We start from the raw sequence: 16,018 nt of genomic DNA, 5'->3' as shown, positions 1-16,018 counted from the left end.
GGTGCTGTTGACCATCACGACCACCCGTACCCCCGCCACCGACCTGGGCTTCCTGCTGCACAAGCATCCGGAGAAGGCCCAGTCGGTCGCGCTTTCCGCCGGCACCGCGCACGTCTTCTACCCGGAGGCGACGCCGGAGAGGTGCACCGCCGCGTTGTTCGTCGAGATCGACGCGATCGAGCTGGTGCGCGGCGGCGGGACGTCGTTGACGCAGTACGTCAACGACCGGCCGTACGCCGGTGGCTCGTACCTCGCGGTGGCCCTGCGGGCGGCGTTCACGACGGCGCTCGCCGGGCGCTGCACCGCTCGCCCCGAGCTGGTCGACGAGCCCTTCGACCTGGAGGTCCACGTGCCGTCGCTGTCCGCGCGCGGTGGGGCCGAGGTCGTGCACAAGCTGTTCGAGCCGCTCGGCTGGGCCGTCACGGCGACGCCGATCCCGCTCGACCCGGAGTTCCCGCGGTGGGGCGAGAGTCGCTATGTCGACTTGCGCCTGACCGGCACCCAGCGGGTCGTCGACGCGCTGCGCCACCTCTACGTCCTGCTGCCCGCCCTCGACGGCGACAAGCACTACTGGGTCGGGCAGGACGAGGCCGACAAGCTGCTGCGCGCCGGTGACGGCTGGCTCGGCGGGCATCCCGAGCGGACCCTCATCACCAGCCGCTACCTGGAGCGACGCCGTCCCGTCGTGAACTACGCGCTTTCGCGGCTGGCCGAGGCGGACGACGTCCCGGCCGAGGCCGAAGCGCTGGTCACCGAGGTGCCCGACCGGCCGGAGCCGCTCTCGACGCAGCGGCACGGCAGCGTGCTCGCCGCGCTCCGGGCGGCCGGCGCCCGGCGTGTCCTCGACCTCGGCTGCGGCCCCGGCGCGCTGCTGCGCGTGCTCGAGAAGGAGCCGTCGTTCACCGAGATCGTCGGGGTCGACGTCTCCGCGAGCGCGTTGAACATCGCGGAGAAGCGGCTCAAGGAGCACAGCCGGGTGACGCTGCGGCAGTCCGCCCTGACCTACGCCGACCCGGCGCTGGCCGGGTACGACGCGGCCGTGCTGATGGAGGTCGTCGAGCACGTCGACGAGGAGCGCCTGCCGGCCCTGGAGCACGCGGTGTTCGGGGTCGCCGCGCCGCGGACGGTGATCGTCACGACCCCCAACGCGGAGTACAACCGGCTGTTCGAGTTCCTGCCGATGGGGCATTTCCGGCACGCCGACCACCGGTTCGAATGGACCCGGGCGCAGTTCCGCGCCTGGGCCGATGCCGTGGCGACCCGAAACCGCTACGACGTTCGTTACCTACCGGTCGGACCGGAGGACCAGGATTCAGGACCGCCGACCCAGATGGCGGTCTTCACGACCGGTGACAGGAAGAAGGAGGTGGCCGCGTGAAGCTGACCGTTCCCGAGATGTCCCTCGTCGTGCTCGTCGGCGCTTCCGGCTCCGGCAAGTCGACGTTCGCGCGCACGCACTTCGCGCCGACGCAGGTGCTCTCCAGCGACTTCTTCCGCGGGCTCGTCGCCGACGACGAGAACGACCAGTCCGCGTCCGCCGACGCCTTCGACACGCTGCACTACGTCGCCGGCAAGCGGCTCGCGGCCGGGCGGCTGACCGTCGTCGACGCGACGAACGTCCAGCGCGCTTCGCGGGCGAGCCTGGTGAAGCTCGCGAAGGAGCACGACGTGCTGCCGACGGCGATCGTGCTCGACCTGCCACTTTCCGTCTGCGCGGCGCGCAACGCCGGGAGGCCCGACCGCGACTTCGGCGAGCACGTGATCCGGCGGCAGCGCGGCGAGCTGCAGCGGTCGCTGAAGTCGTTGGAGCGTGAGGGTTTCCGGCGGGTGCACGTGCTGCGCGGCGAGACCGAGGTGGCCGAGGCGGAGATCGCCGTCGAGCCGCTGCGCAACGACAAGCGCGAGCTGACCGGGCCGTTCGACGTGATCGGCGACGTCCACGGCTGCGCGGCCGAGCTCGAGGAGCTGCTGGCCGAGCTGGGGTACGCCGACGGCGTGCACCCGGACGGGCGGACGGCGGTGTTCGTCGGTGACCTCGTCGACCGCGGGCCGGACACCCCGGGTGTGCTGCGGCGCGTGATGGGGATGGCTTCGTCCGGCAATGCGCTGGTCGTGTGCGGCAACCACGAGCAGAAGCTGGTGCGCGCGCTGCACGGGCGGAAGGTGAACGTCGCGCACGGGCTCGCCGAGTCGTTGGAGCAGCTCGGCGCCGAGACCGAGGAGTTCCGCCGCCAGGCGCACGAGTTCTGCGACGGCCTGATCGCGCACTACGTCCTCGACGGCGGCAACCTGGTCGTCGCGCACGCCGGACTGCCCGAGCGGTACCACGGGCGCGCGTCCGGGCGGGTGCGCAGCATGGCGCTCTACGGCGACACCACCGGCGAGACCGACGAGTACGGCCTGCCGGTGCGGCTGCCGTGGGCGCGCGACTACCGCGGGTCCGCGATGGTCCTCTACGGGCACACGCCGACGCTGGAACCGGAGTGGGTCAACAACACCATGTGCCTCGACACCGGCGCGGTGTTCGGCGGGAAGCTGACCGCGCTGCGCTACCCGGAGCGCGAAGTCGTCTCGGTGAAGGCGCACCAGGTCTGGTACGAGCCGACGAAGCCGCTCGACGCGTCGCGGCCGCTGGGTGGGCGCGAGCCCGCCGTGCTGGAACTGGCCGACGTCACCGGCAAGCGGATCGTGCAGACCGCGCACCACGGCCGGGTCGGCGTCTCGGCGGAGCAGTCGGCGGCGGCGCTGGAGGTGATGAGCCGGTTCGCGGTCGACCCGCGCTGGCTCGCCTACCTGCCGCCGACGATGGCGCCGTGTTCGACGTCGTCCCGCTCCGATTACCTGGAGCACCCGGACGAGGCGTTCGCCGAGTTCCGCGCGGCCGGCGTCCAGTCCGTGCTGTGCGAGGAGAAGCACATGGGCTCGCGGGCCGTGGTGCTGGTGTGCCGCGACGACGACGTCGCGTACCGGCGCTTCGGCATCCGTGGCGGCGGAGCGGTGTACACGCGCACCGGACGGCCGTTCTTCTCCGCCGCGCAGAACCTCGAGCTGCTGGCCGACGTCCGGGCGGCGGCAGGCGAGCTGTTCGACGGGCTGAACAGCGACTGGCTGCTGTTCGACGCCGAGCTGCTGCCGTGGAGCGCGAAGGCGGGTTCGCTGATCTCGGACCAGTACGCGTCGGTCGGCGCGGCGGCCGAGGCCGTGCTGCCGGCAGCGGTCTCCGCGCTGGCGACGGCGGCCGAGCGCGGCATCGACGTCACGGACCTGCTGGAGCGGACCGTTTCGCGTTCGTCCACAGTGGAGTCGTACCGGGACGCCTACCGGCGCTACTGCTGGCCGACGTCCGGTCTCGACGGCGTGCGGCTGGCGCCGTTCCAGCTGCTGGCGTCGGAAGGGGCGAGCTACCACGACCGGCCGCACGAGTGGCACCTGTCGATGCTCGGCCGGCTGGCCGGGCCGCGGTTCCAGCGCACCCGGACGCTGGCGGTCGACCTCCTCGACGAGGAGTCGGCCACCCGCGGCGTCACGTGGTGGGAGGAGCTGACCGGCGCGGGCGGCGAGGGCATGGTCGTCAAACCGGCGGCCAACCTGACCCGCGGCACGCGCGGCCTGGTCCAGCCCGGGGTGAAGGTGCGCGGACGCGAGTACCTGCGGATCATCTACGGGCCGGACTACACACTGCCGGCGAACCTCGAGCGGCTGCGCAAGCGCGGGCTCAACCGCAAGCGCATGCTGGCGCTGCGGGAGTACGCGCTCGGCCTGGAGGCCCTGGAGCGCGTGGCCCGGGGTGAGCCGCTGTGGCGGGTCCACGAGTGCGTGTTCGCGGTGCTGGCCCTCGAGTCGGACCCGGTGGATCCGCGGCTTTGAGCGGCTGGTCGGCCTGGCCGCGGTACGGATCTACCAGGAGATGATCCGCTCCGGACAAGACTTTGACTTCGTGCGAAACGCCCACGACAAGCCTTCACTACGGCGGTTCAAAGCCTTGTCTTGCTCGACGGGGCCCAAGCCGTCCAGGCCGCGCTTGCGCTGGCCGACAGCATCAACGGACGACGAATTCAAGAGCAGGCAATCCGGCATCCGGAGCTTCGGCAGCGGCGTTTTCCAGTGCATTCGCAACCAGGTGACCCACAACCTCGCGGACATCACCGAGCAGGCAGCACTCGAAGGCCTCACGGCGATGAGCTTGTGGTGCCGCTGGGTCGAGGAGTGCTCCCTGGAAGGCGCATGCTCCTGCCGCCACCGATGAGCGGCTAGTCGGCTTTCGTGGTGGCCGTGGAGTCCGAAGCGGGCTTCTCGGCCACCTCGGCGTCGGCCTTCTTCTCCGGCTCGGCGGCCGGCTCTTCGGCGGCCGGCTCGTCGAAGCTGGCCGGGACGCGCTTGAGGTGCTTCGTCATCGAGCGGACCAGGAAGGCCACCGCGATAAGGAACAGGATCAGCACCAGGAAGCCGACCGGGGACGACTTGCCGAAGTCCTCCCCCTGCCCGCCGTTGTCGCCGTTGCCGGGTTGCTGCGTCAGGACCAGGGCCGACGCGGTCACCGGAAGCGCCACGCCGGCCGGCAGCGTCAGACTCATGTGTTCACCTTCTCCTCGGTGCCGGCGATGCCGGCGAACAGGTCATCCTCCGGCAGCGTGCTGTCCACCAGCGACTTGACCAGCTCGTACTCCTCGGTCGGCCAGGTCGCGCGCTGGATCTCCAAGGGCACGAAGAACCAGCGGCTGTTCGGGTCGATCTGCGTCGCGTGCGCCTTCAGCGCCTCGTCCCGCGCCTCGAAGTATTCACCGCACGCGACACGGGTCGTCACCCGCTCCATCACATCGGCGCGGTCGGGGTCCCACTTCTCGAGCCACTCGGTGTACGGCGACTCCATCCCGGCCTCTTTCAGCGCCGCGTCGAAGGCCACCATCCGGGCCTTCGAGAAGCCGTGCATGTAGTACAGCTTCAGCGGCTGCCACGGCTCACCGGCGTCGGGGAAGCGGTCCGGGTCGCCAGCCGCGTCCCACGCCGCCATCGACACCTCGTGGGTGCGGATGTGGTCGGGGTGCGGGTAGCCGCCGTTCTCGTCGTAGGTGGTGATGACGTGCGGGCGGAACTCCCGGATCACGCGCACCAGCGCCTCGGTGGACTCCTCGAGCGGCACGACCGCGAACGAGCCCTCGGGCACCGGCGGCAGCGGGTCGCCCTCCGGAAGGCCGGAGTCGATGAACCCCAGCCAGCGCTGGCTCACGCCGAGGATCTTGGCGGCGCGGGCCATCTCCTCACGGCGGATCTCCCTCATGTTCGCCAGCACTTCGGGCCGGTCCATCGCGGGGTTGAGGATGCTCCCCGCTTCGCCTCCGGTGCACGTGACGACCAGCACCTCGTGACCTTCGGCGGCGTAGCGCGCCATGCTGGCGGCACCCTTGCTCGACTCGTCATCCGGGTGCGCGTGCACGGCCATCAGGCGCGGCTTGGCGGTCTTCGTCAACTGGTCCACCATGCTGCGAACGACTCCTTCTCTACCCGTATTCCGCGACCCACCTGCGGGCCGCCCACCCAGCGGGCGGATACTCGAAGCCGTACCCGCCCCACCATTGTCCCTGCGGGTACGACAAGAACGAGCAGGAGGCCCCGGGTTGGCAGGCGGACCGGCGGAAACGGTCGTCGGGAGCAGCGCGTCCACGCTGCCCGAAGGCCGCTACGGCACCGGGCGCGCGCCGACGTCCCGGCGCTGGCGCCGGTGGTTGTTCCTGGCCATCGCCCTGGTCGTCAGCGGGGTCGTCGCCTACGTCGCCTACGTCAACCTCGGGGCCGCGCCGATCGACGCCGAGCGCGTCGCCTTCGCCGGCAAACCGGGCAACGCGATGGAAATCACCCTCAACGTGACCCGCGACGACAACAACCGGCCGGGCGTCTGCATCGTCCGCGTCCGTGACAAGACCGGCGCCGAGAGCGGCCGCAAAGAGCTCCTGATCCCCGCCGGCGCGAAGTACAGCACCATCACCACGACGATCAGGAGCATCGGGGCTCCGGTGACCGCCGACGTGTACGGCTGCTCGTACGACATACCACGCTACCTGTCAACCCCATAGCGGCCAACGGGGTGAACCGCGCGCTCAACGCCCACGGCGCGCGGAAATAACGGGCTCGGCACTGTCGTGCCGTGATAGTCTGATCCTTCAGCACGGCCCACGACGGGCCGTGTTTTTCCTTTATCTCAGCCACGCGGGCACCTACGCCCGTGTGGGCCGGCTTGAACACGCAAGCCTGGCAGGCCCGACGAGGAGATGGTGACCGTGAGCGACACCAAGGTGACCTGGCTGACCCAGGATGCCTACGACCGGCTCAAGCACGAGCTCGACGAAATGATCGAGAATCGTCCGGTTATCGCCGCGCGCATCAACGACAGCCGCGAAGAAGGCGACCTCAAGGAGAACGGCGGCTACCACGCCGCCCGTGAAGAACAGGGCCAGGCCGAGGCGCGCATCCGGCACCTGCAGGAGCTGCTGCGCGGGGCCAAGGTCGGCGAGGCGCCGGCCAACGACGGCACCGCAGGCCCCGGCAAGGTCCTGACCGTCCGGTACGAAGGCGACGACGAGGACGAGAAGTTCCTGCTCGCCACCCGTGAGGAAGGCGCCGAAGGCGGCCTCGACGTGTACTCCCCCGAGTCGCCGCTGGGCAAGGCCCTGCTCGGCGCCAAGGAAGGCGAGTCGCGCGAGTACGAGCTGCCGAACGGCAAGCTGCAGAAGGTCACCCTCGTCAAGGCCGTCCCCTACAGCGACGGCAAGTAGCGGTCCGGACGCGCCCGGTTTTCCCGTGGCCGGGCGCGCGTCCCCGCAGCTAGCGTGTCCTCCCGGGATCCATCTTCTGGGAGGACTTCTGTGAGCACGGAACCGATCTGCCAGGCCTGCGGCATGCAGTACGCCGCGGCCCGGGACAACTGCCCGGTCTGCGAGGACGAACGCCAGTACGTCCCGGCGTCGGGCCAGCGGTGGACGAACCTGGCCGCACTCCGCGCGAGCGGCACGTACACCCCGCGCGTCGAGGAGCAGGGCCCCGGCATCATCGGCGTCGGCTCGAACCCCGGGTTCGCGATCGGTGAACGCGCCCTGCTGGTGCGGGCCGAATCCGGCAACTTCCTCTGGGACTGCGCGGCCTACCTCGACGACGCTCTCGTCGAGCAGGTGAACGCCCTCGGCGGCATCACCGGCATCGCGATCAGCCACCCGCACTACTACACGACGATGGTCGAGTGGGCACACGCCTTCGACGTGCCGATCCACCTCCACGAGGGCGACCGGCAGTGGATCGGCCGGCCCGACCCGTCGGTGGAGCTGTGGTCCGGCACCACCCTGGACGTCGCGCCCGGCCTGCGGCTGATCAACCTCGGGGTGCACTTCGACGGCGGCACGGTCCTGCACTGGCCGGACGGCGAAGAGGGCCGCGGCGCGCTGCTGTCCGGCGACATCGTGCAGGTGATCCCCGACCGCACGCACGTCGGTTTCATGTACAGCTACCCGAACCTGGTCCCGGAGCGCCCGCACATCGTCCGCCGCGCGGCCGAACTGCTGGCGGGCTACCGGTTCGACGCGATCTACGGCGCCTGGTGGGACGCGATCGTCCGCACCGACGGCTTCGAGGTCGTGCAGCGCTCGGCGAGGCGGTACCTGGGCCAGGTCGTCGACAAGGACTGAGGGCCCAGCCCTTCCGCCGGGTCCGGCGGCGCCGCCTGGTCACTCCCGCGCGGTCCGCTCCAGCAGGGGACGGACCCGCAGCGGACACGGCCGCGAGGTGTCGATGGAGGATTTGGGACGTCGAGCGGCCAGAATCCTCCATCGACGAACGCCGAAACCCGCTTAGCGCTGGCGCGAACCTGCGAGGCAGCGCCGCCCGGTCACTCCCGCACGGTCCGCTCCAGCAGAGGGCGGACCCGCAGCGGGACACGACCGCGAGGTGTCGATGGAAGATTTGGGACGTCGAGCGGCCAGAATCCTCCATCGACGAACGCCGAGACCCCGCTTCGCACCGGCGCGAACCTTGAGGCAGCGCCGCCCGGTCACTCCCGCGCGGTCCGCTCCAGCAGGGGGCGGACCCGCGGCGGGACCGGCGTCGACAGCGCGATCGACGTCGACGTCCGCTGCACGTCCGGGACGCCGACGACCTCGTCGATCACGCGCTGCAGGTCGTCGTTGCCCCGCGCCACCATGCGGACGAACAGGTCGCCCTGGCCGGTCGTCGCGTGGACCTCGCACACCTCGTCGATCGCGGCCAGTGCCTTCGCGACCTCCGCCCGGCGCCCCTGCGCGATCTCGATCACGGCGAACGCCGTGAGGCCGTACCCCATCGCCGCCAGGTCGAGCTCCGGCGGGAAACCGCCGAGGATGCCGCGCTCGGTGAGGCGGTCGAGGCGCGCCTGGACCGTCCCGCGCGCCACCCCGAGCCGGCGCGCGCACTCCAGCACCCCGAGCCGCGGGGAGTCGGTCAGCAACAGCAGCAGCCGCGCGTCGAGCGCGTCCAGGTTCTCCGGCATTGCTCTCTCCCTGCGCACATTGTCCAAGCTGACTGCCAGTGTCCCTCATTGACCGGTCAGGTTGTCCAGCAAAACGAACGACCATTGCACATCTTGCCTCACGGGGCGGATCCTTCGGGGTATGACCCAGACTGCCGAACCCCACCAGGGTGCCCTCGACGACGTCAGCTACGACCAGCTGCGTCAGCTCGTCGGCCTCGTCGACCACGACGCCTCGACAGACCCGTTCCCGGTCAAGGCCATGGACGCGGTCGTGTTCATCGCCGGCAACGCGACCCAGACCGCCTGGTACTACCAGATCGCGTTCGGGATGCAGCTGGTCGCCTACTCCGGCCCCGAAACCGGCGACTTCGAGCGCAAGTCGTACGTGCTCAAGTCCGGCTCGGCCCGGTTCGTCATCACCGGCGGCGTGCGGCCGGACTCGCCGCTGCTGGACCACCACCGCAAGCACGGTGACGGCGTCATCGACCTGGCGCTGGAGACCACCGACGTCGACAAGTGCATCGAGCACGCCCGCGCGCAGGGCGCGACCGTCCTCGAGGAGCCGCACGACGTCTCCGACGAGCACGGCACCGTGCGCGTCGCGGCGATCGCGACGTACGGCGAAACCCGCCACTCGCTGGTCGACCGGTCGCGCTACACCGGCATCTACCTGCCCGGCTACGAGCCGCGCGAGAGCACCGTCAAGCGGCCCGAGGGCGCGCCGAAGCGGCTGTTCCAGGCCGTCGACCACTGCGTCGGCAACGTCGAGCTCGGCAAGATGGACTACTGGGTCGACTGGTACCACCGCGTCATGGGCTTCGTGAACATGGCGGAGTTCGTCGGCGACGACATCGCGACCGAGTACTCGGCGCTGATGAGCAAGGTCGTCTCGAACGGCAACCACCGGGTCAAGTTCCCGCTGAACGAGCCCGCCGTGGCGAAGAAGAAGTCGCAGATCGACGAGTACCTCGAGTTCTACGGCGGCGCCGGCTGCCAGCACATCGCGCTGGCCACCAACGACATCATCGCCACGGTCACCGCGATGCGCGCCGCCGGCGTCGAGTTCCTCGACACCCCGGCGTCCTACTACGAGGACCCGGAACTGCGCGCCCGCATCGGCAACGTCCGCGTGTCGATCGAGACGCTGAAGGAGCACAGCATCCTCGTCGACCGCGACGAGGACGGTTACCTGCTGCAGATCTTCACCAAGCCGATCGGCGACCGGCCGACCGTGTTCTACGAGCTCATCGAGCGCCACGGTTCGCTGGGCTTCGGCAAGGGCAACTTCAAGGCCCTGTTCGAGGCCATCGAGCGTGAGCAGGAGCGCCGCGGCAACCTGTAAGTCCACGAAACGGCGAAGGCCACCATCGGGAGCCCCTGGGTCCCCTATGGTGGCCTTTGGCGTGTTTTCGGTGCGGACCCGGAACCAGGGACGGCTCCGGTTCGTCAGTGTCAAGAGGGCGGAAAAGGGGCGGGCATGCCGGACAGCGTCGACGCGAGCGACGAGATGATCGACAACTGGACCAAGCGGCTCGAGGAGAACGCCGCCCGGTACCAGGCGCTGGCCGAGCACATGCAGGGCCAGACGGTCACCGAGCGGTCGAAGGACGGCACGGTGACGGTGACCGTCGATTCGCGTGGACTGCTGAAGAACCTCGTCATCGCGGAGTCCGCGGCCGGCACCAAGCGGATGGCCGAGATCTCGGCGCAGGTGATGCAGCTGGTGCAGCGCGCGCAGGCGCGGATCCCGGAGCTGTTGCAGCAGGCGATGACCGAGACCACCGGCACCGGTGACCAGGCCGCCGTCGAGATCGTCCGGGAGGCGCAGAGCACCTTCCCGGAACCGCCGCCGGAACCCGAGCCCGCGTTCCCGGAACCCGACCGCGTCCGCCGGTTCCTGCCGGAGGACAACGACTCGCCACCGCCACCCGCACCGCCGCGCACTCCGCCGCCACCGCCACCGCCGCAGCAGCAACCGCCGCGACGCCGCCGTCCGGTCGACAACGACGATGACGACGACTTCGGCGGACCGATCCTGTCCTGAGGGGGAAACCGTGTCAGACGTGGAACTCAGCACCGACCTGACCGCGCACGCGAAGCAGCTGGACACCATCGGCGACGGGCTGCAGCAGGCCGTCGACGCGGCCAACCAGGTCAGCATGCCGACGGATGCGTACGGCATCCTCTGCCAGCCGTTCCGGATGCTGCTCGACCCGGTGGAGCAGTACGGGATCGACGCGCTCAAGGACGCCGTGCAGGCGATGACCGCCGTCTCCGGCAAGGTCCGCGAAGCCGCGGCGGCGTACCACACCTACGAATCCGGTGTGGCCGGCGACCTGAACCAGTCCACGGGCGGTGCGTGATGCCCGAGGGCAACCCGCTCGTCGCGGACGCCAAGCAGGACCCCAACGGCCCGGGTCCGCTGACCGCGGGCAACGGCGACTACGGCTACGCCGGCGGCATCGGGCTCGCCGAGTCGTCGATGGACGCGTTCAACGGGATCAAGGACGGCGACTGGGTTTCCGGCGGCCTCGGCGTGCTGAGCCTGGCCGGCGAGATCGCGGGTGCCGCGGTCGACCCGTTCGGGTACCTGATGTCGTCGGTGGCGTCGTTCCTGATGGAGCACATCCAGCCGTTGAAGGACATGCTGGACTCGCTCGCGGGCAACCCGCCGGTGATCCAGTCCTATGCGGACACCTGGGGCAACGTCTCGAAGGCGCTGGGCGAGCGGAAGACCGACTTCGACAACGCCGTCAAGACCGGCACGGCGGGGTGGCAGGGCGCGGGCGCCGACGCGTACCGCAAGTTCGCCACCGAGCACAGCGACGCCCTTTCCGGCGCGGCGACGGTCGCCGGCGCGATCAGCACGGTCACCATGATCATGGGCCAGGTCGTCTCGTTCGTCCGGGAGACCGTGCGGCAGCTGATCGCGGACCTGGTCGGCAAGCTCATCGCGTGGGTGATGGAGGAAGTCTTCTCACTGGGCTTCGGCACGCCGGTCGTCGTCGCGCAGGCGTCGGCCGCGATCGCCAAGTGGGGCAAGAAGATCGGTGAGCTCCTCAAGAAGCTGACCGACACGATCCGCAAGGTTTCGCCGCTGCTGTCGAAGCTCGTCGACATCTTCGAGAAGATCGCCAAGGTCTTCGGCAAGGTGCTGGGCAAGGTCAGCGGCCTGGACGGGCTGAAGGTCAAGGAAGGCGGCTTCGTCCACAAGATCCCCAAGGGCGAGGGTGGCGTCCACGCCCGGGCCCATGGCGGCTCGGAGGGCTCGTCCGGTGACTCCGGCTCGTCCGGCGATTCGGGTGATTCCGGTGGCAGCCATGGGGATTCGGACTCGCCGAGCTCCGACCCGATGAACCCGGACTCGTCGCCGGACACCGATCCGGGATCCCGCCGCAGTGCGAGCCGCGACGAGTCCGGTTCGTCGAACGGCGACGGCTCGCCGACCCACGCGGGAGAGGGCGACGGTTCGTCTTCCTCGGCCGGGGACTCCAGCTCGGCGGGCGACAGCTCTCCTTCGCACGCCGGGGAGTCGAGCCCGTCGGCCCGATCCGGTGACGGCTCTCCTTCCCGCACCGGGGATTCCAGCTCCGCAAGCGACAGCTCTCCTTCACATGCCGGGGACTCGAGCCCCTCGGCTCGGGCGGCGGACAGCAGCCCATCGGCCCGCGCCGGAGACAATTCCCCTTCGCACGCCGGGGATTCCAGCCCCTCAGCTCGCGCAGCCGACAGCTCGCCCAGCCACGCCGGGGAGTCGAGCCCCTCGGCCCACGCTGGCGACAACTCGCCCAGCCACGCCGGAGATTCCAACCCCTCGGCTCGCGCTGGCGACAATTCGCCCAGCCACGCCGGAGACTCCAGCCCCTCACCCCGCGCAGCCGACAGCAGCCCGCCTCCGACTCGGGCAGGCGACAGCTCACCGAGCCACGCCGGAGACTCCAGCCCCTCACCCCGCGCAGCCGACAGCAGCCCGTCTCCAACTCGAGCTGGCGACAGCTCGCCGAGCCACGCCGGAGACTCCAGCCCCTCGCCCCGCGCGGCGGACAGCAGCCCGTCTCCGACTCGAGCTGGCGACAACTCACCGGGCCACGCCGGAGATTCCAGCCCCTCGCCCCGCGCTGCGGACAACTCGCCGTCCCACGCTGCGGACTCCAGTCCCTCCGCTCGGGCAGCCGACAGCTCTCCTTCCCACGCCGGGGACTCCAGCCCCTCACCGCGCGCAGCCGACAGCCCGGCGCCCACGCACTCCGGGTCGCCGAGCCACTCCGATGGCGGCAGCCCTGCGCACTCCTCGCCCGCCGCCCGGTCCGATGCCGCCGGGCCGCACGGGGGCACCGAAAGCCCGAGCAGCGCCGCGCCGCCGCGGGCCGAGGGGACCACCTCGGCCAGCGGTACCGCTCCCGCCACCCCGCGCACCGGTGACACCCAGGTGCCGTCGCCGCGAGGTGGGGACGGTGCCGCCGCCCCGCAAGGCGGGGCTCCGATGGGCGGCGGTGGGATGCCGCCGCAGGGTGGCGCTCCCGGTGGCGGTGCGCCCGGTGGCGGTTCCCCGCGCGCCGGCGGCGGCAACGCCGGCTGGACCGGGACCCCGGGCAGCCCCGGCTCCCACACCCCGCACACACCCGACGCGCCCGGACGGCCCCGCGTCGGCGACGGCGCGGACGCGCCCGGACGCCCTCGGCCCGGCGGTGGCGACACCCCGCGGCCGCGTACCCCGGAACCGGCGGCCCGCGGCTTCGGCCCCGGCACGCACGGGCCCGACACCCCCGGCACCCGCCCCGGCGGCCCCGGCCACACCGGACCCGGCCGGACGGGACCCGGCGGACCGGACCACACCGGTCCCGGGCACACCGGACCCGACGGCGCGGCGCCCCACGAGCACGGCCACCACGATCCGGACGGCAGCCCGGACGGCGACGTCCCGCACCACGAGCCGCTCAGCCCGGACGAGGTGAACGCCCGGCACGCCGAAAGCACGCCGGCCGGCAGCTCCTACCACGCCGGTGACCCGGAGATGGGCGACCTGCCGCACCGCGTGCAGCCGGACCCGGACGGCCGCTACACCGTCGACGTGCACGTCACGCCCGACGGCCACGCGCGGATCGGCGACCGGCTCTACACCCCCGAAGAGTTCGCGGACGTCCTGCGCCGCAACGCCGACTACGACGGCAGGCCGGTCCGGCTGATCGGCTGCGACGCGAGCTCGAACGACTTCGCGCACCGGCTTTCGCGTGAGCTCGACACCGAGGTGATGGCCCCGACCAAGCCGGCGTGGACCGACGCGCACGGCCGCGTCTTCTCCTCCGACTACGAGATCGGCCCCGACGGGAAGATGCGCCCGCGCATCCCGCCGGACGGCGAGTGGAACACCCACCACCCGGACGGCTCGGCGCACCGCGCGGGCGACGACGGCTTCGCGCCGGACAGCCACCACGGCGACCCGCACGACGTCGACGCCGACAGCGCGCTGGCCCGGGGCAAGGAACACCCGGACATGCACGACCTCGAGGAAGGCTGGACGGAACCGGAGGTCAAGCGCCACGAGCCCGTGACACTGGCGCCGAACGAGCGGTTCTACGACCCGGCGAACCCCCGGCACCTCGAGCCGAACACCCGCTACGAGGTCACCGACCCGAACGGCCGGTTCACCCGCGTCTACACCAACGGGGACGAGCCGCCGCGGATCACGCACGTCGACGCCGACGTGCCGAACACCCGCGTCGGGAACGACGTCCACGAGGTCGGCAACCCCGACACGACCCACCTGCTCGGCGACGTCGACTACCGGGTCAACACCGGCGAAGGCCAGTTCGAGTTCCACACCGGCGCGGACGGGCGTCCCGAGATCGACCTCGACCACTTCGACCCGCCGATGACGCCGCCGCCCGTCGAACGCCGGATCACGGACTACGACCCGAGCCACGACGGCGACGGGCCGTTCGGCGCCACGCCCCCGGAGGACCTCAAGCCCAACAGCCGTTACGAGGTCTACTCGAAGGCACCCGACGGCACCGACCAGTGGCACGGCACCTTCTACACGAACGGCGACAACCCGCCGGAGTTCACGCACATCAAGACGTGGCACGACAACGAACGCGGCATGATCAACCCGGAGACGGGTGACAAGCACACGATGCACGACCAGCACGAAGGCCGGCCCGAGGGCATGCCGGTGCGGGGCGCGAAGTACGAGATCGGCGACATGCACTTCCACGCCGACGAGTACGGCAACGCGGCCGTGTCGTGGACACCCGACTACTCCAACCCCGCGAATCCGCGGGTGGACGTGGCCGTGCAGCGCGAACTCGGGCACACCGGGCTGGAGGACCACCCCGGCAGCAGCGTGAACCGCGGCGGGCACACGGCCGACCAGCGCTCCGGCGGCCTGCAGGGCCGGATGGGCATGGTCCCGCAGGACTACTACCAGAACCACAGTGTCGGCAACCCGGACAACTGGCGGCAGATGGAGATCGACCGCCAGACCTTCCAGAACCGCGGTCTCGGGACCCACGGGCCCGTCCAGGTCTACGCCGACGCGCCGTCGGTCGGGGAGACTCCCGACCGCCTGCACGTGATGTCCGAGAGAATCCACCCCGACGGCACCCGCACCTACAACTACAGGAGTTTCCGCAATGTCCCGAACCCAGCCACCGTGGTACCCCCCACCCGGACCTGACCTGCAGCAGGCCGAGCCGGCGCAGGTGGTCCGCTGGATCTGCGGCTGGCTGATGGACGCCGCCCCGGAAGGCTGGCTGAGGATCGACATGACCGTCCGGCTGACCACCTCGGTGGAGGAGATCGCGCTGGCCGTCGTCATGCCGGACGGCAGCGCCGCGCGGATGGACCCGCCGCCCGACGTCAGCCCGCTGCTGCACGAGCTGCGGAACAAGAAGTACACCCGCGGCCGCGGGACCTGGCTTTCGATGCGGCTGGCCCTGCAGCCGTCGGGCGACTACGGGGTGACCTACAACTACGACCTCGACCCGATGTGGGACCCGCCGGTCGAGATCGGCGTCTACGAGGAGGACTTCGAGGTCTTCGACCGCGACGCGGAATGGCTGCCCGGCTGGTACCTGGACAGCAAGGGCGAGAGCGGCGGGAAACGGATCGAGGACGAGCCGAACGCGATGCTGCGGGGCATCGCCGACCACCTGGCGTTCGCCCTCCCCGCGGGGTGGGACTACCTCCAGCTCCAGTTCCGCGCCATCGGCGACTACGAGGAGTCCGGCGCGGTCGTCCACTCGATCACCGGCACGGTGTACCCGTGGACGCCGCCGGAGCAGGTGCTCGAGCTGCTGCGCCGGCACCGCGCGGCTTCGCTGTCCGACGGCCGGGGCACCTGGGTCAGCCTCAAGTACGAGGTCAAGTTCCCCGAGACGGTCAAGGCGCAGTTCAACTCGAACGAAGACCCCGGCTTCCAGCAGGCGCCACCGGCCGCGGAGTACGCCGAGGAGCTGCGGCGCTACCCGCGCTCCGAGCGGCGCACGCCCGACTGGTTGCGGCAAGGTGCCGACGGATCCTGACAGC

Annotated in this window: 14 protein-coding genes; 11 read left to right on the top strand and 3 right to left on the bottom strand. The window is 70.9% G+C overall.

The window, feature by feature from the left end; translation table 11 throughout:
• The first annotated feature begins 1 nt into the window (after position 1).
• From ACIOD2_RS09565 to ACIOD2_RS09555, 3 genes are read left to right on the top strand one after another with little or no spacing between them, the layout of a single operon-like run.
• Complete coding sequence (locus ACIOD2_RS09565; RefSeq protein WP_400536363.1) at positions 2–1,378, top strand: 3' terminal RNA ribose 2'-O-methyltransferase Hen1; 1,377 nt, start codon at positions 2–4, stop codon at positions 1,376–1,378.
• The gene (locus ACIOD2_RS09560; RefSeq protein WP_400536362.1) at positions 1,375–3,867 is read left to right on the top strand and encodes a polynucleotide kinase-phosphatase; all 2,493 of its coding nucleotides are present in this window, start codon (positions 1,375–1,377) and stop codon (positions 3,865–3,867) included. Before ACIOD2_RS09565 ends, ACIOD2_RS09560 begins: the two co-directional genes overlap by 4 nt.
• 40 nt (positions 3,868–3,907) lie before the next feature.
• A complete protein-coding gene (locus tag ACIOD2_RS09555) occupies positions 3,908–4,246 on the top strand; it encodes a TIGR02391 family protein (RefSeq protein WP_400536361.1) in 339 nt (112 codons plus the stop codon).
• Positions 4,247–4,250: 4 nt separating this feature from the next.
• On the opposite strand, the gene ACIOD2_RS09550 is transcribed toward ACIOD2_RS09555, so the two are convergent.
• Both ACIOD2_RS09550 and mca read right to left on the bottom strand, forming a co-directional pair.
• Positions 4,251–4,574 (bottom strand): hypothetical protein, encoded by a 324-nt coding sequence (locus tag ACIOD2_RS09550; protein ID WP_400536360.1) that lies wholly within the window; start codon positions 4,572–4,574, stop codon positions 4,251–4,253.
• Positions 4,571–5,479, bottom strand: coding sequence for a mycothiol conjugate amidase Mca (mca, locus tag ACIOD2_RS09545; RefSeq protein ID WP_400536359.1), 909 nt, complete (start codon positions 5,477–5,479; stop codon positions 4,571–4,573). The genes ACIOD2_RS09550 and mca overlap by 4 nt, the downstream gene beginning before the upstream one ends.
• A 136-nt stretch (positions 5,480–5,615) precedes the next feature.
• Between mca and ACIOD2_RS09540 the strand changes: the two genes are divergently transcribed.
• The 3 genes from ACIOD2_RS09540 to ACIOD2_RS09530 all read left to right on the top strand — a co-directional run bounded on the left by ACIOD2_RS09540 (position 5,616) and on the right by ACIOD2_RS09530 (position 7,673).
• Entirely contained in the window at positions 5,616–6,071 is a 456-nt protein-coding gene (locus ACIOD2_RS09540; protein ID WP_400536358.1) for a DUF4307 domain-containing protein, read from the top strand.
• Positions 6,072–6,266: 195 nt separating this feature from the next.
• Positions 6,267–6,770: a transcription elongation factor GreA gene (gene greA / locus ACIOD2_RS09535; RefSeq protein WP_323323479.1), complete on the top strand. Its 504-nt coding sequence runs from the start codon at positions 6,267–6,269 to the stop codon at positions 6,768–6,770.
• A 90-nt stretch (positions 6,771–6,860) separates the two neighbouring features.
• The gene (locus tag ACIOD2_RS09530; protein ID WP_400536357.1) at positions 6,861–7,673 is read left to right on the top strand and encodes an MBL fold metallo-hydrolase; all 813 of its coding nucleotides are present in this window, start codon (positions 6,861–6,863) and stop codon (positions 7,671–7,673) included.
• A gap of 362 nt (positions 7,674–8,035) precedes the next feature.
• Here the strand turns inward: ACIOD2_RS09530 and ACIOD2_RS09525 are convergent, their stop codons facing one another.
• Positions 8,036–8,509 (bottom strand): Lrp/AsnC family transcriptional regulator, encoded by a 474-nt coding sequence (locus ACIOD2_RS09525; RefSeq protein WP_400536356.1) that lies wholly within the window; start codon positions 8,507–8,509, stop codon positions 8,036–8,038.
• A gap of 121 nt (positions 8,510–8,630) precedes the next feature.
• On the opposite strand from ACIOD2_RS09525, the gene hppD reads away from it, so the two are divergent.
• The 5 genes from hppD (at position 8,631) to ACIOD2_RS09500 (ending at position 16,014) form a co-directional block, all read left to right on the top strand.
• On the top strand, positions 8,631–9,833 hold the full coding sequence (hppD, locus tag ACIOD2_RS09520; RefSeq protein WP_400536355.1) for a 4-hydroxyphenylpyruvate dioxygenase: 1,203 nt from the start codon (positions 8,631–8,633) through the stop codon (positions 9,831–9,833).
• Positions 9,834–9,968: 135 nt separating this feature from the next.
• A complete protein-coding gene (locus ACIOD2_RS09515; RefSeq protein ID WP_400536354.1) occupies positions 9,969–10,535 on the top strand; it encodes a YbaB/EbfC family nucleoid-associated protein in 567 nt (188 codons plus the stop codon).
• 10 nt (positions 10,536–10,545) lie between these two features.
• On the top strand, positions 10,546–10,854 hold the full coding sequence (locus ACIOD2_RS09510) for a type VII secretion target (RefSeq protein ID WP_400536353.1): 309 nt from the start codon (positions 10,546–10,548) through the stop codon (positions 10,852–10,854).
• Complete coding sequence (locus ACIOD2_RS09505; RefSeq protein ID WP_400536352.1) at positions 10,854–15,167, top strand: hypothetical protein; 4,314 nt, start codon at positions 10,854–10,856, stop codon at positions 15,165–15,167. Before ACIOD2_RS09510 ends, ACIOD2_RS09505 begins: the two co-directional genes overlap by 1 nt.
• Positions 15,124–16,014, top strand: a complete 891-nt coding sequence (locus ACIOD2_RS09500) for a hypothetical protein (RefSeq protein ID WP_400536351.1) — start codon at positions 15,124–15,126, stop codon at positions 16,012–16,014. Before ACIOD2_RS09505 ends, ACIOD2_RS09500 begins: the two co-directional genes overlap by 44 nt.
• The last annotated feature ends 4 nt before the right edge of the window (positions 16,015–16,018 follow it).

The organism is Amycolatopsis sp. NPDC088138, assembly GCF_044741685.1.
Taxonomy (GTDB): Bacteria; Actinomycetota; Actinomycetes; order Mycobacteriales; family Pseudonocardiaceae; genus Amycolatopsis.
Note: the sequence above shows the minus strand (reverse complement) of the source record. Positions and strands in the feature narration are given on the sequence as shown.